This window comes from Streptomyces boncukensis, assembly GCF_011045075.1.
GTDB classification, from domain to species: domain Bacteria; phylum Actinomycetota; class Actinomycetes; order Streptomycetales; family Streptomycetaceae; genus Streptomyces; species Streptomyces boncukensis.
In genome coordinates, this window is record NZ_JAAKZZ010000478.1 from 1 (window position 1) to 5,623 (window position 5,623).

General features: G+C 71.9%; 6 protein-coding genes. 5 read left to right on the forward strand and 1 reads right to left on the reverse strand.

The window, feature by feature from the left end:
* Positions 1-20 precede the first annotated feature (20 nt).
* Positions 21-1,079 carry a phosphotransferase gene (locus G5C65_RS30000; RefSeq protein ID WP_165302197.1) on the forward strand — a complete coding sequence of 353 codons (1,059 nt, stop codon included), beginning with the start codon at positions 21-23 and terminating at the stop codon, positions 1,077-1,079.
* Positions 1,080-1,202: 123 nt separating this feature from the next.
* Positions 1,203-1,625, forward strand: coding sequence for a pyridoxamine 5'-phosphate oxidase family protein (locus G5C65_RS30005; protein WP_165302194.1), 423 nt, complete (start codon positions 1,203-1,205; stop codon positions 1,623-1,625).
* Between the two features lie 39 nt (positions 1,626-1,664).
* Here G5C65_RS30005 and G5C65_RS30010 read toward each other — a convergent pair whose 3' ends face one another.
* Complete coding sequence (locus G5C65_RS30010; protein ID WP_165302195.1) at positions 1,665-2,330, reverse strand: response regulator; 666 nt, start codon at positions 2,328-2,330, stop codon at positions 1,665-1,667.
* A gap of 397 nt (positions 2,331-2,727) precedes the next feature.
* Here G5C65_RS30010 and pdhA point away from each other — a divergent pair, with 397 nt between their 5' ends.
* The 3 genes from pdhA to G5C65_RS30025 all read left to right on the forward strand — a co-directional run.
* A complete protein-coding gene (pdhA, locus tag G5C65_RS30015; protein WP_165302198.1) occupies positions 2,728-4,113 on the forward strand; it encodes a pyruvate dehydrogenase (acetyl-transferring) E1 component subunit alpha in 1,386 nt (461 codons plus the stop codon).
* On the forward strand, positions 4,113-5,123 hold the full coding sequence (locus G5C65_RS30020; protein ID WP_165302196.1) for an alpha-ketoacid dehydrogenase subunit beta: 1,011 nt from the start codon (positions 4,113-4,115) through the stop codon (positions 5,121-5,123). Before pdhA ends, G5C65_RS30020 begins: the two co-directional genes overlap by 1 nt.
* Positions 5,124-5,137: 14 nt before the next feature.
* A partial coding sequence (locus tag G5C65_RS30025) for a biotin/lipoyl-containing protein (RefSeq protein WP_338146732.1) occupies positions 5,138-5,623 on the forward strand: 486 nt, incomplete at its 3' end.

A 5,623-nucleotide genomic window follows, 5' to 3' on the forward strand; every position in this document is an offset into this window, starting at 1 on the left:
GCCCTTCCGCCCCCTCCACTATTTCCCGGCTCACCCGCCCCACCGAGCGCACACTCCGCTCCGTGCTGCGGCAGTACGACGCGGGTGAGCCGCTGTCCTGTGAACCGGTGGCCCAGGGCCTGCTCAACCGGGGCTACCGGCTCGCCACCACCCGGGGCCGGTTCTTCCTCAAGGAGCACCTGGACGGCGACCCCGCCGACCCCGAGGCGCTCGCCCGTATCGAACGGCAGCACGACGCCACGGCCCGGCTGGGCGCGCTGGGCCTGCCGGTGGTGCCGACCGTGCCCAGCCCGCAGGGCCGTACGGTCGTGGTGGCGGGCGAGAGGTGCTACGCGCTGCACCCGTGGATCGAGGGGCGGCACCGGCACGGCTGCGAGCTGTCGGCCGCGCAGTCCCGTCGGCTGGGCACGCTCCTCGGTGAGGTGCACACCCGCCTCGCCCAGGTCATACCGGCCCGTCCGGGCCCCCACGGGGCCACCCACGAGAGCGCCGAACCGGAGGCCACATACGGGCTCATCGACGAGCTGCTGGCGCGGGTGCGGGCCCGCCGGCGCCGGGACAGCTTCGACGCGCTGGCCGAGCACCGGCTGCTGGAGCGCCGCACGCTGCTGCGCCGCTACGCGCACCGCCGCCCGCCCGCCGTACCCGACCCGTTCACGGGCTGGGTGCACGGGGACTTCCACCCGCTGAACCTGCTCTACCGGGTGACGGACGGCCGGTCGGACGGCGAGGAGGCGCCGGTCGCGATCCTCGACTGGGACCGGCTGGGCGTCCAGCCGCGCGCCGAGGAGGCGGTACGCGGCGCCGCGATCTTCTTTGTCCGTCCGGACGGCACGCTGGATCTGCGCCGGTGCCGGGCGTACGCCCGCGCGTACCGCCGCAGCGTGGACGCCACTGAGGAGGAGCTGGGCGCCGCGGTGCACCGGGTGTGGTGGGAGCGGCTGAACGACTTCTGGATGCTGCGCTGGCACTACCAGCTGCGCGATGTCCGTGCCGACCCGCAGTTTCCCGCCTCGGCCGCGCTGGTGGTGTGGTGGAGCGAGTGGTACGAGGACGTACTGGCCGCCTTCTGCGAGTGACGCCCGGGTGCCGGGTGCCGGGTGCCGGATGCCGGGGCCGGGGGGCCGGGAAAGGACTTTGGGCCCGGGGAGCGGGGGCTTAGCTCCCTGGCCCGGCGCACGCGGCGCGGGCACGCTGGAGCAATGCCTCCACACACCCCGGCGCGCGCCGAGCGCACCGAAGCGCTGCGTCTGCTGCCGGGCATCCGGTACGGCCGGGTCGCGATGAGCCGGCACGCGCTGCCGTTCGTGACCGTCGCCCGCCATATCGTCGACGCGGGCGGCGTCGTCATCCGCATCCACCGGGGCTTCGGCTACCACACGGCGCTGGACGGCGCCGTGGTCGCGTACGAGGCGGGGAACATCGATACGGGCGCGACCGAGGTGTGGTCGGTGCAGTTCGTGGGCGAGGCGCGGGTGGTCGAGCCGACGGGCGCGCAGCTGATCCGCTTCGGTCCGTATTCGGCGTGTACGGACGGTGAGCGGTATGACCCCGTCTATCTGCGGGTGGAGCCGGAGTTCGTCACGGTTCACCGCTTCAGCGGAGTGCCGCAGGACCCGGTGTGAGCGGTGCCGGTGTGAGCGGTGCCCGGTTTCCCGGCTTCTCTAGCGGCGTTCGCGGTCGGCCTGGATGCGGGCCACGTACGCCGCGGCCTGCGAGCGGCGCTCCATGCCCAGCTTGGCGAGCAGGCTGGAGACATAGTTCTTGATCGTCTTCTCGGCGAGATGCAGCTGCTCGCCGATGGCGCGGTTGGTCAGCCCGTCCCCGATCAGGTCCAGGATCCTGCGCTCCTGCTCAGTGAGCGACGTGAGCCGGTCGTCCTGTTTGGCGGGACCGCCGGTGCGCAGCCGCTCCAGCACCCGCTGGGTGGCGGTCGGGTCGAGCAGCGACTTGCCCGCCGCCACATCGCGCACGGCCGTCAGCAGCTCGCTGCCCCGGATCGCCTTGAGGACGTATCCGGAGGCTCCGGCCATGATCGAGTCGAAGAGCGCCTCGTCGTCGGAGTACGAGGTCAGCATCAGGCAGCGGATGTTCTCGTCCTGGGAGCGGACCTCCCGGCAGACCTCGACGCCGCTGCCGTCCGGCAGCCGTACGTCCAGCACCGCCACATCCGGGCCGGCGGCCGGGATCCGCGCCATCGCCTCGGTGGCGGTCCCCGCCTCTCCCACGATCTCGATGTCCGGTTCGACGGACAGCATGTCGTGCACCCCGCGACGGACCACCTCGTGATCGTCGACCAGGAAAACCCGGATACTTCCGTTTTCAGGCACAGCGCCAGTCTCACATACTGATCCTCTCGAAGCTCTTCCCGGGCTTTGGCTCCCCGGGTTAACGTGCGGGTGACTGCGGCCCGCGCGGCCATGACCAGTACTGTCCCGGAATTCTGCGCGATGCTTGGATTTCCAGCTTCTTTGTTGGATATCCGAGTGAATTTGCAGGTCACGGGCGCTTCATGCGTCTATGGAGGTACTGGCCACGGCTAGGGGCGCTCCGGAGCGACGTCCCAGAGCGCGGGTCGCGACCGGGACAGCAGTCACCGCCCGGTGCCGTACGCGACGCCGCCACCCCGTGCGCCGCGACGGACCGGGCGAGCCTCTCCCCGCTGCCAGGGCGGGGGAGCCCCAGGTCACCGGCAATCCCGGGGGCCGGACAGACGGAGGAGCACACGTGACCGTGGAGAGCACTGCCGCGCGGAGCGCCAGCACCGCGCCCACGCGCCGCAGCGGTACCGGAGGTAAGGGCGCCACCAAGGGGACCGGCCAGGGCGCAGCCAAGGGCGCCGGCAAGGGCGCGGGCAAGAAGGCGGCACCCGCCGAGGCGGCACCCGCCGAGCCCGCGGGCACCGGGTCCCCCGCGACCACCTCCCGCAAGGCCGCGAAGAGCAGCACCCGCACCACAGGCACCACCACCCGCGGCGCCCGCGGCCAGGCGCGCAAGCCCCGCCGGAGCGGTCAGGGCGGCCCGGACGCAGCGGACGGCCCGCAGCTCGTCCAGCTGCTCACCCCCGAGGGCGAACGGGTCCAGCACCCGGACTACGACGTCGACCTCACCCCCGAACAGCTCCGCGGCCTCTACCGCGACATGGTGCTGACCCGGCGGTTCGACGCGGAGGCCACCGCGCTCCAGCGCCAGGGCGAGCTGGGCCTGTGGGCCTCGCTGCTCGGCCAGGAGGCGGCGCAGATCGGCTCCGGCCGCGCGCTGCGCCCGGACGACTACGTCTTCCCCACCTACCGCGAGCACGGCGTGGCCTGGACCCGGGACGTGGACCCGACGCTGCTGCTCGGCATGTTCCGCGGCGTGAACAACGGCGGCTGGGACCCGAACAGCAACAACTTCCACCTCTACACGATCGTGATCGGCTCCCAGGTGCTGCACGCGACCGGCTACGCGATGGGCGTCCAGAAGGACGGCGCCGACTCGGCGGTGATCGCGTACTTCGGGGACGGCGCCTCCAGCCAGGGCGATGTGGCCGAGGCGTTCACCTTCGCGGCCGTCTACAACGCGCCGGTCGTGTTCTTCTGCCAGAACAACCAGTGGGCCATCTCCGAGCCCACCGAGCGCCAGTCCAGGGTGCCGATCTACCAGCGTGCCCAGGGCTTCGGCTTCCCCGGCGTCCGGGTGGACGGCAACGACGTGCTGGCCTGCCTCGCGGTGACCCGGGCCGCCGCCGAGCGCGCCCGCTCCGGCGAGGGCCCGATGCTGATCGAGGCGTTCACGTACCGGATGGGCGCGCACACCACCTCCGACGACCCCACGCGCTACCGCAGCGACGAGGAGCGCGCCGAGTGGGAGGCGAAGGACCCGATCAAGCGGCTGCGCAGCTATCTGGAGCGGGAGAAGCTGGCCGACGCGGACTACTTCGCCGCCATCGAGGGCGAGAGCGACGAGATGGGCGTCCGCGTCCGCGAGGCCATCCGCACCATGCCCGACCCCGACTCGATGGCGATCTTCGAGAACGTCTACGCGGACGGCCACGCGCTCGTCGACGAGGAGCGCGCCCAGTACGCCGGCTATCTCGCGTCCTTCGCCGACTCGTCCGAGGAGGGCCGCTGATGTCCGCCACGACCCAGCCCACCCAGCCAAACCAGCCCACCAAGCTGCCGCTCGCCAGGGCGATCAACGAGTCGCTGCGCCGCGCCATGGACAACGACCCCAAGGTCCTCGTCATGGGCGAGGACGTCGGCAAGCTGGGCGGTGTCTTCCGCGTCACCGACGGTCTGCAGAAGGACTTCGGCGAGGACCGGGTCATCGACACCCCGCTGGCCGAGTCCGGCATCGTCGGCACCGCCATCGGGCTCGCACTGCGCGGCTACCGCCCGGTAGTCGAGATTCAGTTTGACGGCTTCGTGTTCCCGGCGTACGACCAGATCGTCACCCAGCTCGCCAAGATGCACGCACGGGCTCTCGGCAAGGTGAAGCTGCCCGTCGTCATCCGCATTCCGTACGCGGGCGGCATCGGTGCCGTCGAACACCACAGCGAGTCCCCGGAGGCGCTGTTCGCGCATGTCGCCGGGCTCAAGTGCGTCTCGCCGTCCAACGCCTCGGACGCCTACTGGATGATGCAGCAGGCCATCGAGAGCGACGACCCGGTGATCTTCTTCGAGCCCAAGCGGCGCTACTGGGAGAAGGGCGAGGTCGACACCGGTGCCATCCCGGCGCCGCTGCACACCGCGCGGGTCGCCCGCCAGGGCACCGACCTCACCCTTGCGGCCTACGGCCCGATGGTGAAGGTCTGCCAGGAGGCGGCGGCAGCGGCCGAGGAGGAGGGCCACGCGCTGGAGGTCGTGGACCTGCGCACCATCTCGCCGATCGACTTCGACACGCTGCAGCGGTCGGTCGAGAAGACCCGCCGCCTGGTGGTCGTGCACGAGGCCCCGGTCTTCCTCGGCAGCGGCTCGGAGATCGCCGCTCGCATCACGGAGCGGTGCTTCTACCATCTGGAAGCACCGGTCCTGCGCGTCGGCGGGTTCCACGCGCCGTATCCCCCGGCCCGGCTGGAGGACGAGTACCTGCCGGACCTGGACCGGGTGCTCGATGCCGTCGACCGCGCGCTGGCGTACTGAGGAGAGCCGTGACGATGACTGACAGTGCCACCAGTGCCACGCGTATCCGCGAGTTCAAGATGCCCGACGTGGGCGAGGGACTGACGGAGGCGGAGATCCTCAAGTGGTACGTCCAACCCGGTGACACGGTGACGGACGGCCAGGTCGTCTGCGAGGTGGAGACGGCCAAGGCAGCGGTCGAGCTGCCCATCCCCTTCGACGGCGCGGTGCACGAGCTGCGCTTCGAGGAGGGGACGACGGTGGACGTCGGTACGCCGATCATCACCGTCGACACCGAGCCGGGCGCCGCTCCTGTCGCCCCTCCGGCCGCCGAGGCGCCCGCGCCCGCGCCCGAGCCTGCCGCCGCCCCTGCCGGGGAGTCCGGGTCCGGCGAGGCGGAGGGCGGGGGCCGGCAGCCGGTCCTGGTCGGCTACGGGGTGTCCTCGGGCTCCACCAAGCGCCGTCCCCGCAAGCAGCAGCCCCCGACGGAGCAGTCCGCCGCCCCGGCGGCTCCCGCAGCC